Here is a 16,114-nt window from a genome sequence, read left to right as displayed (position 1 = left end):
CAAAAGACCGCTTAAATAGGGCTCTAGCAGAGACACGAATGGCGCTGTGACGCCATTGGATCTAAGGCAACAGACAACACTAGACAGGCTGATTTCGTTCAATCATTCCTCAGGCAGTAAGTGGGAACTTTAAAAAACCTTCGCTATCTCGCTTTGTTCAGCGTCTCACTTTCACAAAAAGTTCATATAGTTCAATTGCATTCATTGTTGGGCATTGTATGCTACCGACCCACTTTTTTAAAAGCATACACAACAACAGGAACATTAATGACCATTCGTCTTTCCCTTGCTGCCCTGGCAGTTGCTCAGGCGTTGAGTTTTTCAGCTCAAGCCAATGTAATTATTTCTGAATACGTAGAAGGATCCAGCAATAACAAAGCTATTGAACTGGTGAATCTGGGTACCGAAGCAGTAGATTTATCGCAATACAAGCTGGAAATTTATGCCAATGGCAACACCACTGCATCAAGCCCAGCCATAAGTTTGAGCGGTCAGTTAGCAGCTAACGCTGTGTATGTCATTGGTCATACATCTGGCAATGATGCGTTAAAAGCGAAATCAAACAGCCTGGCAGGCCTGAATTACAATGGCGATGACGCTATAGTTCTCAAAGCCAATTCGGTGATCGTAGATAGTTTAGGCCGGGTAGGTGAAAGACCGAATCAGGCTTGGAGCGCTAATGGCGTTTCTACTGTAAATATGACATTAAGGCGTAAATCTGGTGTGACCTCAGGTGATGTGATCACAACAGATGCTTTTGATCCTTCAGTGCAATATGACGCTTTTGCTATTGATGATTTCTCCGATCTGGGTTTGTACAACGGTACAGGAGCTGGTAGTGAGCCTGAACCCTATCCACACGGTGTTTGCGGTGATGCGGTAACTCTTATTTCAGCTGTGCAAGGCGACGGAGCCAGTACTCCTCTGGCCGGACAAACTGTGACAGTAGAGGGCGTAGTTACAGCTAATTTTGCTGGCACTAGAGGCTTAGGTGGTTTCTATATACAGCAAGACGCGGCACGTGATGATCAGAATTCAGCCACCTCTGAAGCTGTGTTTGTCAGTAACAGTCTTAATGCTGACGTTAGCCAAGGCCAGTTAGTTCGCGTCAGTGGCGTAGCGGAAGAAAGTTTTGGTCAAACTCAATTAGCCAAACTGGAAGCTGTGTCTCTGTGTGGAGACGGCGTTTTACCTAATGCGGTGACTGTGCAGTTGCCTATGGCTGCCGCTGACAGTTTTGAAGCTCTGGAAGGCATGTTGGTGAGAACCACTCAGTCGCTGGTAGTGACTGAAACTTTTGGTCTTGGACGCTACAACGAGCTGACACTGTCCAGCAAGCGTCTGATGACTCCGACTCAAGTCGCAGAGCCGGGTGATGCTGCCAAAGCTGTAGCCGCAGCTAATGCATTGGACAAGCTGACTCTGGATGACGGTTCTAACCTGCAAAATATTGATACGCCTTATCCGGCGCCTGGTTTAACCGCCGACAATACTCTGCGTTCAGGTGACGAAGTATCTCCGGTCGTTGCCATTATGGGCTATGGTTTTAGCAAATATCGGTTACATCCAGTTAGCCCTGTTACCGTTGTGGCGAAAAATCTACGTACCGAGGCTCCGGTGTTCACTAACCCTGGTGATTTCCAGGTCGCCAGTTTCAACGTCTTGAACTATTTCAACGGCGATGGTCAGGGTGGTGGTTATCCGACATCCCGTGGTGCCTCCAGCTCAGTTGAATTTGATAAGCAGCGCAGCAAAACCATTTCGGCAATTAGTGCATTAAATGCAGATATTGTTGGCTTAGTTGAAATCGAGAACGATGGTTTCAGCGACACCAGCGCTTTGGCTGATCTAGTCCGTGGTTTAAATGAAACAGCTGGCGCTGACCTATGGGCTTTTGTGAACTTTGGAGTGGAAAAAATTGGTTCTGATGCCATTACATCTGCCATTATTTACCGCAAAGACAGAGTAGAAGAAGCGGCTACAGCGGCCTATACCACTGAGACCCCTTTTGATTTTGGCAGCAGACCTCCTGTAGCTCAAACCTTCCGTCATAAAGTGTCGGCAGAAAGCATTCAGATGGTCGTGACTCACTTAAAATCTAAAGGCAGTTGTCCCAGGGACAAAACTGACGTTGCCAACCTTGATTCTGGCGATGGCCAGAGTTGCTGGAATGCAGCCCGAGTTGCTGCTGCTGAAAAGATGAGCAGTTGGTTGGCTACTAATCCAACCAAAGCGACTTTGGCAACGGGGCAAACTGTCAGTGATTTACGGACTTTGATTTTAGGTGACATTAACGCATACCTAAAAGAAGACCCAATCAAAGCCTTTGAAAATGCAGGCTATATTGAACTGAGCAATGCTTTACATGGCCCAGAGCAGTACTCGTACGTATTCAGCGCAGAAGCGGGTAGTTTGGATCATGCGTTGGCTAACTCAGCTTTACGTGCTGTAGTAGCTGATGTGACTGAATGGCATATCAACGCTGACGAGCCAACAGTGTTGGATTACAACGAGGAATTTAAATCAAGCGTTGCGAGAGCAAACTACTACGCGTCAACGCCTTATCGCTCTTCTGACCACGATCCAGTGCTGATTTCTATACGTCACACCTTACCTGTTGTCACAGCACAAAGCTTTAGCTTGTCAGAAAATGCAGTGGCAGGTGCTTTAGTTGGGCGACTGACAACCTCATCTTTGCGTCCTGTGGTGGCTTATACGCTTTCTGGTGAGTTGGCCAACTGGTTTACGCTAAGCTCTGATGGAGAACTTAGACTGTCGGAAGTAGCTAATCCAGACTTTGAATCGGCCAGTCAGCTCAGTGTTCAGGTTGTGGCAGAGCAGCAGGGAGGGCTGAAGTCTGAGCCTGTTGAGGTGAAGGTTCAATTGAGCAACGAAGCCGAATTACCAGAAGTGGCTTTGACTAGCATTTTGAATACAGTGCAGGATGATGCCGCGACTGGCACTTTAGTTGCGAGTTTTGCAACGACAATGGTCGGTGAAGGGGCGACATTCAAATCTGCTACTTTGGTAGGTGCGCCTGGGTTTGTGATTGATGGCGACAAGATCCGGATCGGCGGCCGCCTGATTGCTGGAAAGTATAAGTTGACATTAACAGTCACTGACAGTTTGAATGTCAGTAACACTGCAACTCTTGATATTGAAGTGACGCGGAAGAAAGATTCAGGTTCAATGCCATGGGGTTGGACTCTGATGCTGGCGCTGGTTGCTTTAGGTCGCCGTATGAAAACGAAGTAATTTGGTCGAAGTTGAAAGTGTTGGGTGAGGGGCCAAAACAGGCGCACTAGGCTATTGCCGACCGGTTAAGTGTTCTCACCTCTGCTTAAACTCATCAACAATAGGGCTCAACCAAGCAGTTGAGCCCTTTTTTTATCACCTTATTTTCGCAAGAGTGAATAATTGCATTGAATTGACCAGCTCATTGCAACCTGTCCTTACCAAGTGTTGCAGATTAATCGTCTGGCGAAACCATGGTACTGGTATGAACCTAATGCACTACCCGTTATTACAATACTGATGTGTGCTTGCTGAAGCCATTCCATCCGCAACAAAGCTTGCTGTTTTGCCACTTTTTTGCTTAATAACGGCACTGATTGCAGGCTTCTTTGTTAACTAACCTGAGCTCGGGATAAGCGGTGCCACTGAATAGACATCTTTTCGCGCCTCTCTGCGTTGCTCCGTCTAGCCATAGCTTGCTATGGCGTACGACAAAGCGCCTTGAGATCCACAAAAATCTGTGCATTCAGTCAGCAAAGACTTTGGTTGCTTAACGTAACAATGTTATTTCGTTGATTTAATTCATTAAATCAAAAAAGTCGACACTCATTATCCCGAGTTCAGGTTAACTAAAAATTTGCTTCAGGCTCTGTGTTTGACTTCAAGTGATAACCGGCACCAACCTACTTATCGGCAATCCATTGACAAGGCATTGACAAGAGCTTGTTCATTATATAGAACGTTCTATATAAAGAACGATTTGGAGCTATGATGGATAAAGCGACTCTTGATACGCTGGGGCGACATATTCAAAGTTTGCGGCTTGCCCGTGGTTTGTCGTTGTCGCAGCTGGCGGTTGATGCTGGTATTGCGAAGTCCAATCTATCGAGACTAGAGCAGGGTAATGGTAATCCAACGCTGGACACCATCTGGCGTTTGTCTTTGCAACTGCAAGTCCCTTTTGGCAATTTGATTGCGCCAGTCAGCGATTTGGTCGGTGACTGTGGTGTACAGGTGCGACTGATTGATCAAGGCAAAGATAAACCACCAGTCGATGCCTATTGGATGTCTTGTGCGCCTTTTACAGAGCGCAAGGCGGAGGCTCATGCCGCTGGCACTGTGGAATCTATTACTTTGATCAGTGGCCAGCTTGAAGTGGGTATTGAAGGTAATTGTAAAACCTTAACAGCAGGGCAAAGCCATAGCTTCTCTGCTGACGAGCCGCATTTGTATCGCACTGGCGAAAGTTGGGCGACTGCGCTTTTGACCATTGTGTACCGGCAAAGCGGTGAGGCCCTATGAGTTCAATTGAAGCTGTAAAAAACTCAGCCTGGCAACAAGGCGCCCGTGATGCGTTGCCGCTCTTGGGCGGTTATATTCCGGTGGCTATTTCTTTTGGTTTGATTGCAGTGCAATCGGGTTTTAGTGCGCTGGAAACTGTGCTTATTTCAGCCCTTATCTATGCGGGCGCCTCGCAGTTTTTGTTTATTGCTATGGTCGCTTCTGGCGCGCCACTTTGGTTGGTGCTGGTGATGACCTTGCTGATCAATGCCCGGCATTTGGTGTACGGGCCTAATATTGCGCCTTATTTATCAAACAGCCGCTGGTGGCCAGTACTGATGCATGGTTTAACCGATCAGATTTTTGCTTTGGCTCATACAAGACTGCCACAGTTGCAGCAAAAAGATCGAATGGGTTGGTACATTAGTGCTGCTTTAATTGCCTGGGGAAGCTGGATTGTTGGCACTGCTGTAGGTGCGGTCGCCGGAGCTGAAATTACCAGTCGTTGGCCTTTATTGGGTGAAGTCATGCCCTTTGCTTTGCCAGCACTGTTTTTGGTGTTGATAGCACCACGTTTCACCTCTTTGCAGTGGAGCCTGACCATGCTTGTTACCATAGTGGTAGCTTTGCTGCTCAAGCTGATAGGTATGACCAATTCAGCCATTCCGCTGGCGGCATTATGTGGTGTGTCGCTGTTTTATCTGGTGCAGGCCAAACTAAAGGCGGAGGGAAAAATTCATGGATAAATCGCTTTGGTTGTTAATGTTAGCCTGCGCTTTGGGTACCTTTTTACTGAGGGCTTTACCTTTGATTTGGATGCGACGGCATTTACTGCACCGCAGTATCAGCAATGGCACTGAAGCTATGCCTGTCTGGCTGACAGTATTGGCTCCCACCATGATTGCCGCTATGTTTGGTGTGTCACTGGTACCTGCCAATCCTGGTATTAGTTCCTGGTTCGCAACTATGCTGGGTGGGCTTTGCACTATTCTGGTTTGGCAGCGCACCCGCTCTTTAGGTTGGCCTGTTTGCACTGGAGTGGCTGTGTATGGCGGTGTAGTTGTTTTGTTAAAGATGATTGGTTGAGTCAAAAGATAGGGGCGGCTTCATACCGCCCCGTGAATGACAAACTGAATCTAATACTGAACTTAATACTGAATGACCTTCGCCACACCTCGCGAGCGTGGATCTGCTGCTGCTTTTACCTCTTTCGATGTCACTTGTATTGCTTGCACATCGCCTAAATCCCAGCCTTGGGTATGGAGTTTGTAGCCTTTTTTCACCAGCTGTTGTTGTACTTCTGCTGGGAGTGGGGCGTAAGGTTCCATAGTGATCTGATCTTTAGGCAATAACTGATGGTGAAAACGGGGCGCAGCGACGGCCTTTTGCAGTGGCATGTCAAAGTCGAACAGGTTAATAATCACCTGAAAGATAGAGGTGATGATAGTAGATCCACCCGGAGTGCCTACCACTAACTCAACTTTGTTATCCTGCACTAAAATGCTGGGTGTCATAGATGACAACATACGCTTGCCAGGCGCTATGGCATTGGCATCGTTACCCACTACACCAAAAACATTGGGCACACCGGGTTTGGAAGAGAAGTCGTCCATTTCGTTATTCAATAAAAAGCCTGCGCCTTGCACCACTACGCCGCTGCCAAAATCCAGATTCAGCGTATAGGTGTTTGAGACTGCATTGCCATTTTTGTCCAAAATAGAGAAGTGAGTGGTGTGATAGCCCTCAAGGCCTGGCTGTACTGCTTTGGTTTCTGAGATAGCGAGTGGGTTGATTTCTTTAGCACGTTGGTCCAGATAACTGCTATCGAGTAATTGTTGCTGTGGCACAGTAACAAAAGCCGGATCGCCCAAATACTCCGCTCTGTCAGCATAAACCCGTTTTTCCAGCTCGGCGATTAAGTGCACGTACTGACTGCTATTGTGTTGTGCGTCGGTAAAATCGCTGCTGCGACGTTGTTTTAAACCTAACAACTGAGCTAGTGCTATACCGCCTGAACTTGGTGGTGGTGCACTAATCAATTGCTTATCACGCCATGAGGTGACTAAAGCCTCGCGCCAACCCGCGCGATAAGCGGCTAAATCGGCCATAGTGATTAAACCTTTACCACGCTGCATTTCTGCGACTAGCAGCTCTGCGGTTTTCCCTAGGTAAAAATCGTCCGGGCCTTGGGCTGCGATGCGTTTTAAGGTTTCTGCCAGTTCTGGTTGTTTAAAGTTCTCACCAGCTTTCATCGCACCGAAGTACTGAGCGAAGTTGGTTTTTCCGTCCAGTTGCTGTAGTAAATCGGCGCGGTACTGATACTGGTTTTCAGCCACTATAAAACCCGTGCTTGCGTAATGAATGGCCGGTGCTACTAGGTCCTGCCATGGCAGTGAGCCAAACTTCTTGTGCGCCAGCCACAAGCCCATCACAGTACCTGGCACCCCGCTGGCTTGATGGCCAACTAAACTTAAATTCTCAATGACCTGCTTGTCTGCATCCAGAAACATATCTCTGTGTGCTGCAGCTGGTGCTGTTTCGCGGTAATCCAGAAAGTAAGGTTTACCATCAAACCATACCAGCATAAAACCGCCGCCACCTATATTGCCGGCTTCAGGGTAAGTCACGGCTAGCGTAAAAGCTATGGCTATGGCCGCATCCACCGCATTACCGCCTTTTCGCAGTATTTGTTCAGCCACCAAAGCACCATATTGATCGGGGGAGGCGACGGCGCCCTGACCCAGGGCTCTGGCTTCAGCCCCTTGTAAAGGTACAATGACCAGTGAAAAAACCAGTATGCAAGTGGATAAAAAAAAGCGGTAACTCATGAGGCACTCCCTGTTCTGTTTAGCCAGTTCTAACCTGTTATTTCTTTGATAACAAGAGTTTTTTTAAACTGGATTGATTGAAAACAAGATTGTTATATTCACTTATGTTAATGTTTAATTTTAATGTTTTTTTTCAATTTTACAGTTAATGGGTGTTTTATGAGTTCAGCTTGTAGCGCTGATAAGGGGGCAAGCTCTGTGCAGTCTGCGCAAGGCAAGCAAAGTTATCAGGCGATAGAAACCATTCTTAACAGCTTGGATGCACTGGTGTATGTGTCGGATCTGCATACTTATGAGCTGTTGTATATTAACGATTATGGTAGTGCTCAATGGGGGCCTATTGCAGGCAGAAAATGTTATCAGGTACTCCAGGTTGGTCAGAATTCTGCCTGCCAGTTTTGTACCAACCACAGGTTGCTGAACGCGAATGGAGAACCAAATGGCGTTTATGTCTGGGAGTTTCAAAATACCCAAAATGGTCGTTGGTATCAGTGTCGCGATCAGGCGATCCGCTGGGTGGATGGTCGGCTGGTTCGTATTGAAATAGCCACTGATATTACCGAGCGCAAAGAGATGGAGCAGCAACTGGCCGAGGCTAAGGCTTTGGCGGAAAGGCAAGCGAATACGGATGAATTGACGCAGCTGTATAACAGAAGAGCCTTTTTTAATCTGAGCCGGCAAGTGGTGCATCAAGTGCATCGTGCCGGGAACATGCTGGCAGTGGTGATGTTTGATTTAGACCATTTTAAACAGGTGAACGATCAGTGGAACCATGCCGCAGGTGATGCAGTGCTGGTGAACATTGCTGCTATGGCACAAAGCATAGTGCGAGGCTCCGACGTGCTGGCTCGCGTGGGCGGAGAAGAATTTGCGGTAGTACTGCCAGATACCAATGAAGAACAGGCCAGACAGCTGGCTGAGCGCATGCGTACTGGTTTTGAGCAACATAAAATAGCTATTAAGCAAGGTCAGATCGGCTGTACTGCCAGTTTTGGTATTGCCTGTGCTAATTTAGCTGAGATTGCTGGCGGTGTAGAACCACAAGCTATGCTGGAAGACTTACTGCATAAAGCAGATCAAGCCATGCTAAAAGCCAAGAATTCAGGCCGCAACAGAGTGTGTTTATATAACGACGCAGCAGATAGAGGCACGGCGCCTTAAAGCACTCTCTTTATGAGAGCTTGCCGATAAGAGAAAAGCTGAACTCATTTATTGTCTGAATCAAATAAGCCCATGACACCCTGAGTCAGCTGCTAATCAGAGTACGAAACCATCACACTGATAGAGTAGTTTTTTGGTTCAGGGTAAAAATTGAAGCCAACAGACTTTTTAACATCAGTGCAGTGATCAGTTGATGTGAAAGTTTTTTGCGTTTTCGCGCTGTTCGGATTTGTTGTTGCAGTGATACTGCTCACGCAAAGTATACTGGCATCAGGCCTTTGGCCAGAACGAATACAGTATGCGCTGACTGCACTGGCGTTTTTGTTTATTGCCAGTTACCTGGCTCTGTATCTGTTGTGGTCAGTGCAGCTTTACTACTAGTCGTTATCTTGGCCAGGTAATAAAAGTGATTAAGTACACAAAGAGTTGCCTGACCACAGATTGCAGTTAAGGCAGGATTTTAATCGACTGGATCACAACAGGTGTCTCGGGCTGATGGAAGGCGATAGGTTGACCGCCCGGGTTATCCAGCCATAGTTCAGTTACTTTCACCGCAGCTATTTTGTCTAGCACAGCATCACCCGCTGTTAATTGGCCAAAGTTAGTGTACAGGCCGTCTAAATGCGCGCGTCGTTCCAGGCAAATGTAAAACTCTGTACTACCGCTATTGGGATCCTCGTCTCGCGCTAAACCCAGGCTACCTCTGATTTGCGGTTTGTTTTGGGAGAATTCGGCATCCACCTGATAGGTTTTATGATCGGGATGGTTGTCATCATTGATACCTGCTTGCGCTACATGGCCCCGGACGACCCGATAAAAGCTTTTGCCTTCATACCAGCCATTCTTCGCCAGACGGATAAACTGCGCCGTCGTTTTAGGCGCGGTTTTGTCGTCCAGTTCAAAAGTCATTTCCCCCAGATTTGTTGTGATCACAGCTTTTGGAGCCGCTACAACCAAGGTGCTTGAACAACACAAAGTGAAAAGCCAAACCAATTTCATTTTCATAAAGCGACATCCTTGTTTTTAGCTTGCCCGGAGAAAGCACCAGCCTAACAGTACTGTACCAGGTAATCTTAACTGGTAATAAGCCGTGCCGCTGAATAGACATCTTTTCGCGCCTCGAGATCCACAAAAATCTGTGCATTCAGTCAGCAAAGACTTTGTTTGCTTGACGTAATTATTTCACTTCGTTGATTTAATTGATTAAATCGAAAAAAGTCGACACTCATTATCCCGAGTTCATATCAGGTTAGGTAGCAAAGTTCTAAGTGCATGGATGAGATTGCCACAGTTGACCGAGGCGAGCTCACATTTTCTTTCAATACTCTTTCTTTTTCTGATTTAGCAACTAAAGTTTTCAAAACAGGTAAAACCTGTTTTATACAATGAACACTAAGCAAAGGAAGGAATACTGCAGATGAATACCTTACAAAAACTACTGGTGAGCAGTTTAGTTTTGGGCTACTGCTGGCCACAGCCGGTATCGGCAAATCAAGCTTATGCCAGCTCTGGTTCTGACGCTTCGGCTTGCCCTGTTGATCCAAGCTGGTTGAAAAGTCCTAGTTTACCTACTGAAGTAAAAAAAAGTGGTGCTGATGGCAGTTCAAATTTTTGTGATTTTTACCAGTTTTCTACTCAAACTTTTTTATATCTGATGTCGCAGGACTCGAACGGGCAACGTAATTTTATGAACCAGCTCAATTATCCTGTGCTGGAGTATCAGGCTGATGGCGTTACTCCAGCTAACTCTTGTGACGCTAGCATTAAGGGGCCGACCTTAAGAACAGCTTTAAGTAAAGCAGGTACAGGAACTTCGGTGACTACAGGGCAGGCAGGAGGCGGCGCCACTATTTATGCACAAGATGGCAATGTGGTGTATTACGACGTGCGCTTTAGCAAGTCGTTGTGTGCTTTAACGGGTAGTGCTGTAGAATTGCAAAAACAAAATATCGTTAACTTCCCCGCCGGCACTATGGAGCTGAAATTCGGCTGGAAAGTATTGTCAGAGGCTGAAATAAATTCGAATCGCTTTGTGACACAAAAGCAAAGCATTGCCGGAACAGACGTCACTTTAGGTCTGGCTGGTATGCATATGGTGGCTGCGACTAAAGATCATCCTGAGTTTATTTGGACCACTTATGAGCATTTGAACAATACCCCGGATTGTACGCCGCCTGATGCTCAAAATGACACTGCATGGACTTTTGCCAGTGCCAGTTGCACTGCCGCTTTGCCTGACAGCGCAGATCCCAGCAAGGGAAAAGTAGCCGCTGAGTGTGATTTTAATAACCCGTTGAAAAAACAAACATCCTCGACAGGCAAGCCGACTAATATTTGCCGGGTCCATCCCTACGGCACTGCATCTGGTGACCCCCAAGCGGCACAAAATCTGACGGATGTTACAACCCAAAACAGTGAATTACTGGCTTTATTAACCCAAGCTGACACTCCTGCGGCTATGAAAGTATTGGCAAACTATTTTACCGTTGGCGCACTCTGGGTTAGTGATATCAGCCAAAGCTCAGGTGGAATTGGAGTGCCGAATGAACGTGGTTCCTTACGTTTAGCCAACTCAGTTGCTGAAACCGATTATCAGCACGTCAATCTGAACAATACCTTTGCCAGTAATTGCTTTGGCTGCCATAACTACGCAGGTACAGCCCAGCAAGTGAGCAATAACATCACCACTCAGGCACTGAGTCATATTTTTAAAGACATCAAAATAGGTCAGGGCGAGAATATTGATATTACTTCTCCTACCCAAATTGTTAGCAATAGCGCCGCAGCTGGTATTTGTGGCGGTGAAAAAGGTATATGTCAAAGCACAGCAAAATACCTGAAGTGGAATGGCAACTGGACGAACGCCAATTCCAGCGCAGGTTCAGTTTGTGGTTGTACTGGCTTGTAAAACGAGCTGATTTGATCAGCCTGGATTTTAATTTTTGCATAAAGCCACAGTGTGCTTGTTCAGACTGTGGCTTTTTCATGGAGAGTAATGTCTTTTCAATAGCACTCTTTATGCCTGAATCGGCTGAAAAACCTTGCAGAAGCTTGATACTTCGTCTTGTCAGGTCCAGAGTTTATGGAGTTGCGTCTGGTGTGATTTCAGGAGTTAAACCAGCATGAAAATGATCTACACCCATGAAAACCGGCTTATCGTTAGTAATATCAAAAATATTCTGCAACGTCGTGGTTTTGAAGTTTTTGTTAAAAATGAACATGCGGTCAGCCTGATAGGAGAAGCCTCGGCTTTTGATAGCTGGCTGGAGTTGTGGCTGCTTGACGAAAGTGATTTTGCTTTAGCTGTGATGATTTTAAACAATCTGAAACTCGATAGTGAGGCTGCAGACTGGCACTGCAGCAGATGCGCTGAAGACAATGCAGCCTCTTTTGAGTTGTGCTGGAATTGCGGCACTGAGGCTGGTTGACCTGACCGAAAAAGCTGCGCATTGTACAGTGCAGCCTGTATAGTCAGGTTAGTCTTACTTTTTACATTTAAAACCATGAACTTAGATAAAGCTAAAAAACGCCTCGCTAAACAGCTGACGAAAGGCTTCGCCGGTTATCCTACTTTATCCCTGACATATTCTGGCAGGAGCGCGGATAAGGCCACTGAAGTACTACTTACTTTTGTTCTGGAACAGGGTGCTGTTGCTATGGAACAACGATTCTCCAGCACAGAAGATGTGCGACATGATGCAACTATTCAATCTGTATTAGTAAAAATTATTGAACGTTCAGGTGCTAAAACAGTGACTGAAGTGGCGACAGTCGCGATTCAAGCAACAGATTGACAGATGCCTCAAGACAGCGCTGGTGCCTGCCTGCAGCTCTATAGCTGTACTGTGCAATACCTATAGTGAGGTGGTGCTGTTCTTGCGTTCGGCACAAGCTGTGTTAAGTTTAAATTGCACCTATGACGACTCATTTACTCAGACACTGAAAAAGGATTTTTTATGTCTTCTCACAACGAAAAGCTGCATGCGATGCGTGATTTGTCCCTTTTAGTTGAACGATATCCTAATGCGTTTTGCTCGGACCACAGGCTTGGTTTGATCAAAAAAATTGCACTAAGCTGGGCGGATGAGCTGTTAACACTAAATGAGAAGCACAAGGACTGCCTGATTCTGGAGCAATTGAAAGCATTGCCAGCAAGCGACACTGATGATTCTGTTGCAGAAAAGGGCAGCAAAATCTGATACTGCCACCTGAGGTTCTGCTTTAAATGCAGTGCTTTCAGTTCACTGCATTCAGCTCTTTCAATCCTGTGGCTAAACTTACCACAGCAGTATGGAGCTATTCTACAGCAGCACTTCTACCCAACTCTGCTTGGTGAGCTTTGGCCTTTTGCACCAGAGCACGTACGTCTTTCAGTAATAGTTGCGCATCGTACACTACACCGTCTTTGATGGTATAACGCACACCTTTACTGCGCTCCGGTTGGTTTTTGTCATCTAAGCGGTAGTGGCCGGTACCATAAAGCACCTTAAAATTCGCCAGTGGGTTTTCTGCAACGATCAGCATATCGGCTTTTTTGCCCGGGACTAAGCTGCCGATATCTTGCTCCATACCCAAAGCCTGAGCGCCATTTAAGCTGGCAACTTGTATCACTTCCAGCGGATTAAAGCCTGCTTCGCGCAGCAGTTCCAGCTCTTGAATATAGGCAAAACCATAAATTTTGTAGATATAGCCAGCGTCCGAACCTGCTGTCACGCGGCCACCATGGTTTTTGTAGTCGTTTAAAAACTGGAACCAGATACGGTAGTTTTCGCGCCAGGCAATTTCCTGATCGGTGGTCCAGTCAAACCAGAACGAGCCATGAGCATAACGGTTAGGTTGAAAGAACCTGGTTAACGTTGGCAAAGTGTAATCCTGATGCCATTCAGCATTACGCTGAGCACTGGCATCCCGTGTCGCCTCATAAATGGTCAGGGTAGGGTTGATGGTAAAGTTTAGTTTGATCAGTTCATCCCGCACCTTGTTCCATTTGTCTGAACCTGGTTCTGCCGCCTGTTTCCATAACAAGCCAGCGTTGGCGAATCTATCCTGCTCATTCTGATAGTTGTAATTGGCTGGGTAATTCTGGATCACCTGACTGGTAAACAACGCTTCTGGTAAACCATACCAGTGTTCCATCGAAGTTAAGCCCATACGGGCGCTATCCAAAGCATTAGTTCCCATCACATTTAATTGCGCATGGTGCATCATAGTGCCGAGTTTTTGTTTGTTGGCTTCATCTAAAGCTGCTGAAATAATGGCAGGGGTAGCGCCAAAAAACTTAATGCCAGCGGCGCCGGATTTTTTGACAGTCTGCACCCAATCCCGCGCTTGTTCAGGACTAAAGACAGGCTTGCTCAGGCCTTGACCAAAGCCGATATAAGGCACAATGCGGGGTGCTACTATGCTATTTTTCTCTGAAGCTTTGACATGGCGCATAGTCCAGTCGATGCCATTAAAACTGCCAGGTTCCCGCACTGTGGTAATGCCATGCGCCAGCCAGAGTTTAAAAACGTATTCGGCTGGTATGCCGCTGGCGGAACCACCAATATGGCCATGCATATCAATAAAGCCTGGCAGTATATACATACCGCTTACATCCATTTCCTGATCGCCAGACTGGGCTTTCGGCCGGCCTTCAGGCAAAATGGGCACACTCGGATTGCCGACAGCAGTAATTTCTGTGATACGGTCTTGCTCTATCACTATATCTACAGGCCCCACAGGTGGAGCACCTTCACCACTAATATAAGTGCCGCCGCGTAAAATCAGTCGCTTGTAGGGGCCTTCACCTCTGTCTCTTTCTGGCGCTGATGGAGTTCGTTCTGTAGCAGCTGCTTCAGCCACTGGCTGACCACAGAGTGTCAGCAATAAAGCTGCACCGATAAAACACAGAATACGCATAATATTTCCTTGTTTTTTGTTGTTTTGATAAGGCTGCGGTTCACTATGGCAACTGGTGGCTGTTGCTGCAACTCAATAGGTTTAACGGACTTTTATTAGCGATAATAGGTTGCTGGTAAATCAATCCAGGATTTAAAAGCAAAACAGCAGCATGAAGCGCAGATAAAAGGTACTTGTCTTTAGACTTGATCCAGGATTTGATAGTTGGCAATGCTCTACAGGCACTTAGTTAGATAAGGTGCCAATCAGTTAAAGGACTGTGAAACACTGTTATGATTCATGCAACTCAGCCACTATTCTGGCGCGATCAGAGCCTGCCTTCTGTTGAATTAAGATGGGTTCAGGATGGGCGCAAAGTCAGTTACGCTTTGCATTCACACAAAGAATGGTCTGTTGGCGCTATTCTGGCAGGACAAAGTGAGTTTCTCTGCGCAGATCGACTGTATTATGTGGAGCAAGGCGCTTTGGTGATGATGAATCCGGACCAGGTGCATGCCTGTAATCCGCGCCAAGGTTCAGCCTGGTCCTACTATATGCTGCATTTGGATACAAACTGGTTGGCTGATTTTTTAGCCCAGTCTGGGGTTCGTACTGTAACAGAATGGCGCAATACCAGCCTTGATACCTGGTCTGAACCTGAATTCTTTGGCGATTTTGTGGTGATGGCTCAATACCTGATGTCGTCACAGCATAGTCCGGGAGACAAAGAGCAGCAGCTGAAGGCTTATCTGGCCAAACTATTTTTACAGCTGGATCAGAGGCCGCAGAACACCTCGACTTTATTAGCTCCCAATCCTTTGTATCAGGTAGCTCATTATCTGAGCGAGCATTGTGAAGAGGATAGGGCGATAGAAAGCATTAGCGCCGACTTTGGTTTCAGCGCAGGTTATTTAGTGCGGGCCTTTAAACGACATTTTCATCTGACTCCTCACGCTTATAGGTTAAACCGCAGAGTGCAGCTGGGGCAGCAGGCGTTAAAGCAAGGTGAAGCCATAGCTGAAGTTGCTCAAAACACAGGCTTTAGTGATCAGGCGCATTTCCAGCGCGCTTTTAAACAAAGAGTTGCGGCGACACCGGATCAGTATCGCCGCTCAGTGTCAAAGCAGTGTTAAGGTACAAGCAGAAAAATGCAGCTAGCCGCAAGCAGCAGAGCCAGACTTTTATTCAGCAGCCGCATTCTGGCAGGCTTTTGCAGATAATGACCCAAGGCAATTCCAGCCCACAGCCAGGCTGACAAAGACAACCAACAAATGGGCAGGTAAATACCAGCAAAAATCAGTAATTGGCTGATTGTAGCTTCGGGAATATAGGCGGCTATGCCAGATAAAGACGCCAGCCAGGCTTTGGGGTTGAGCCACTGCATGACAACTCCGGTGCTAAAATCCGGAGCTTTGCTGCTGGCCTGTTCAGACAGCTCGCCGTTGTCATGGAATAGTTGGTAGCTCAGGTAGAGTAAAAAGGCGACGCCGAGCCATTGCAGAACCTGAGTGAGCAGAGGCAAGACAGATAGCACATGGTGCAGACTCAAACCTATCAGTACAAACAGCAGAACAAATCCACATGTTGCGCCTGTTACAAAGCTTAGTCCTGAACTGAGACCATATCTGGCCCCGGAGCTTACCGATACCAGATTGACAGGGCCAGGTGAAAATGAGGCGGCAAAGGCAAATAAAGCCATAGACAGGAGAAGGGATAAGGTCATAAGTACT

General features: G+C 46.8%; 14 protein-coding genes. 10 read left to right on the top strand and 4 right to left on the bottom strand.

Going from position 1 to position 16,114, the window contains the following annotated elements; translation table 11 throughout:
* The first annotated feature begins 267 nt into the window (after positions 1 to 267).
* The 4 genes from EMM73_RS13585 (at position 268) to EMM73_RS13570 (ending at position 5,601) form a co-directional block, all read left to right on the top strand.
* Positions 268 to 3,255 (top strand): ExeM/NucH family extracellular endonuclease, encoded by a 2,988-nt coding sequence (locus EMM73_RS13585; RefSeq protein ID WP_127687158.1) that lies wholly within the window; start codon positions 268 to 270, stop codon positions 3,253 to 3,255.
* Between the two features lie 750 nt (positions 3,256 to 4,005).
* Positions 4,006 to 4,536 carry a helix-turn-helix domain-containing protein gene (locus tag EMM73_RS13580; RefSeq protein WP_127687156.1) on the top strand — a complete coding sequence of 177 codons (531 nt, stop codon included), beginning with the start codon at positions 4,006 to 4,008 and terminating at the stop codon, positions 4,534 to 4,536.
* On the top strand, positions 4,533 to 5,261 hold the full coding sequence (locus tag EMM73_RS13575) for an AzlC family ABC transporter permease (RefSeq protein ID WP_127687154.1): 729 nt from the start codon (positions 4,533 to 4,535) through the stop codon (positions 5,259 to 5,261). The genes EMM73_RS13580 and EMM73_RS13575 overlap by 4 nt, the downstream gene beginning before the upstream one ends.
* Positions 5,254 to 5,601 (top strand): AzlD domain-containing protein, encoded by a 348-nt coding sequence (locus EMM73_RS13570; RefSeq protein ID WP_127687152.1) that lies wholly within the window; start codon positions 5,254 to 5,256, stop codon positions 5,599 to 5,601. The genes EMM73_RS13575 and EMM73_RS13570 overlap by 8 nt, the downstream gene beginning before the upstream one ends.
* A gap of 62 nt (positions 5,602 to 5,663) precedes the next feature.
* Here EMM73_RS13570 and ggt read toward each other — a convergent pair whose 3' ends face one another.
* Entirely contained in the window at positions 5,664 to 7,343 is a 1,680-nt protein-coding gene (gene ggt / locus EMM73_RS13565) for a gamma-glutamyltransferase (RefSeq protein ID WP_127687150.1), read from the bottom strand.
* 198 nt (positions 7,344 to 7,541) lie between these two features.
* On the opposite strand from ggt, the gene EMM73_RS13560 reads away from it, so the two are divergent.
* Positions 7,542 to 8,504: a sensor domain-containing diguanylate cyclase gene (locus EMM73_RS13560; protein ID WP_261373408.1), complete on the top strand. Its 963-nt coding sequence runs from the start codon at positions 7,542 to 7,544 to the stop codon at positions 8,502 to 8,504.
* A 447-nt stretch (positions 8,505 to 8,951) separates the two neighbouring features.
* Here the strand turns inward: EMM73_RS13560 and EMM73_RS13555 are convergent, their stop codons facing one another.
* The gene (locus tag EMM73_RS13555; protein WP_127687147.1) at positions 8,952 to 9,509 is read right to left on the bottom strand and encodes a peptidylprolyl isomerase; all 558 of its coding nucleotides are present in this window, start codon (positions 9,507 to 9,509) and stop codon (positions 8,952 to 8,954) included.
* Between the two features lie 412 nt (positions 9,510 to 9,921).
* Between EMM73_RS13555 and EMM73_RS13550 the strand changes: the two genes are divergently transcribed.
* The 4 genes from EMM73_RS13550 to EMM73_RS13535 all read left to right on the top strand — a co-directional run bounded on the left by EMM73_RS13550 (position 9,922) and on the right by EMM73_RS13535 (position 12,703).
* Entirely contained in the window at positions 9,922 to 11,412 is a 1,491-nt protein-coding gene (locus tag EMM73_RS13550) for a mannan-binding protein (RefSeq protein ID WP_127687145.1), read from the top strand.
* A 214-nt stretch (positions 11,413 to 11,626) separates the two neighbouring features.
* Positions 11,627 to 11,932 (top strand): putative signal transducing protein, encoded by a 306-nt coding sequence (locus EMM73_RS13545; RefSeq protein ID WP_261373407.1) that lies wholly within the window; start codon positions 11,627 to 11,629, stop codon positions 11,930 to 11,932.
* A gap of 75 nt (positions 11,933 to 12,007) precedes the next feature.
* Entirely contained in the window at positions 12,008 to 12,298 is a 291-nt protein-coding gene (locus EMM73_RS13540; protein WP_127687144.1) for a hypothetical protein, read from the top strand.
* Positions 12,299 to 12,460: 162 nt separating this feature from the next.
* Positions 12,461 to 12,703 (top strand): hypothetical protein, encoded by a 243-nt coding sequence (locus tag EMM73_RS13535; protein WP_127687142.1) that lies wholly within the window; start codon positions 12,461 to 12,463, stop codon positions 12,701 to 12,703.
* A 97-nt stretch (positions 12,704 to 12,800) separates the two neighbouring features.
* On the opposite strand, the gene EMM73_RS13530 is transcribed toward EMM73_RS13535, so the two are convergent.
* Positions 12,801 to 14,405 (bottom strand): amidohydrolase family protein, encoded by a 1,605-nt coding sequence (locus EMM73_RS13530; RefSeq protein WP_127687140.1) that lies wholly within the window; start codon positions 14,403 to 14,405, stop codon positions 12,801 to 12,803.
* Positions 14,406 to 14,677: 272 nt separating this feature from the next.
* Between EMM73_RS13530 and EMM73_RS13525 the strand changes: the two genes are divergently transcribed.
* Positions 14,678 to 15,517: an AraC family transcriptional regulator gene (locus EMM73_RS13525; protein WP_127687139.1), complete on the top strand. Its 840-nt coding sequence runs from the start codon at positions 14,678 to 14,680 to the stop codon at positions 15,515 to 15,517.
* Here EMM73_RS13525 and EMM73_RS13520 read toward each other — a convergent pair.
* Positions 15,514 to 16,107: a LysE family translocator gene (locus tag EMM73_RS13520; protein ID WP_127687137.1), complete on the bottom strand. Its 594-nt coding sequence runs from the start codon at positions 16,105 to 16,107 to the stop codon at positions 15,514 to 15,516. The two genes, EMM73_RS13525 and EMM73_RS13520, sit on opposite strands and share 4 nt — an antisense overlap.
* Positions 16,108 to 16,114 lie beyond the last annotated feature (7 nt).

The sequence above is a fragment of the Rheinheimera sediminis genome, assembly GCF_004005375.1.
Lineage (GTDB): Bacteria > Pseudomonadota > Gammaproteobacteria > Enterobacterales > Alteromonadaceae > Pararheinheimera.
Note: the sequence above shows the minus strand (reverse complement) of the source record. Positions and strands in the feature narration are given on the sequence as shown.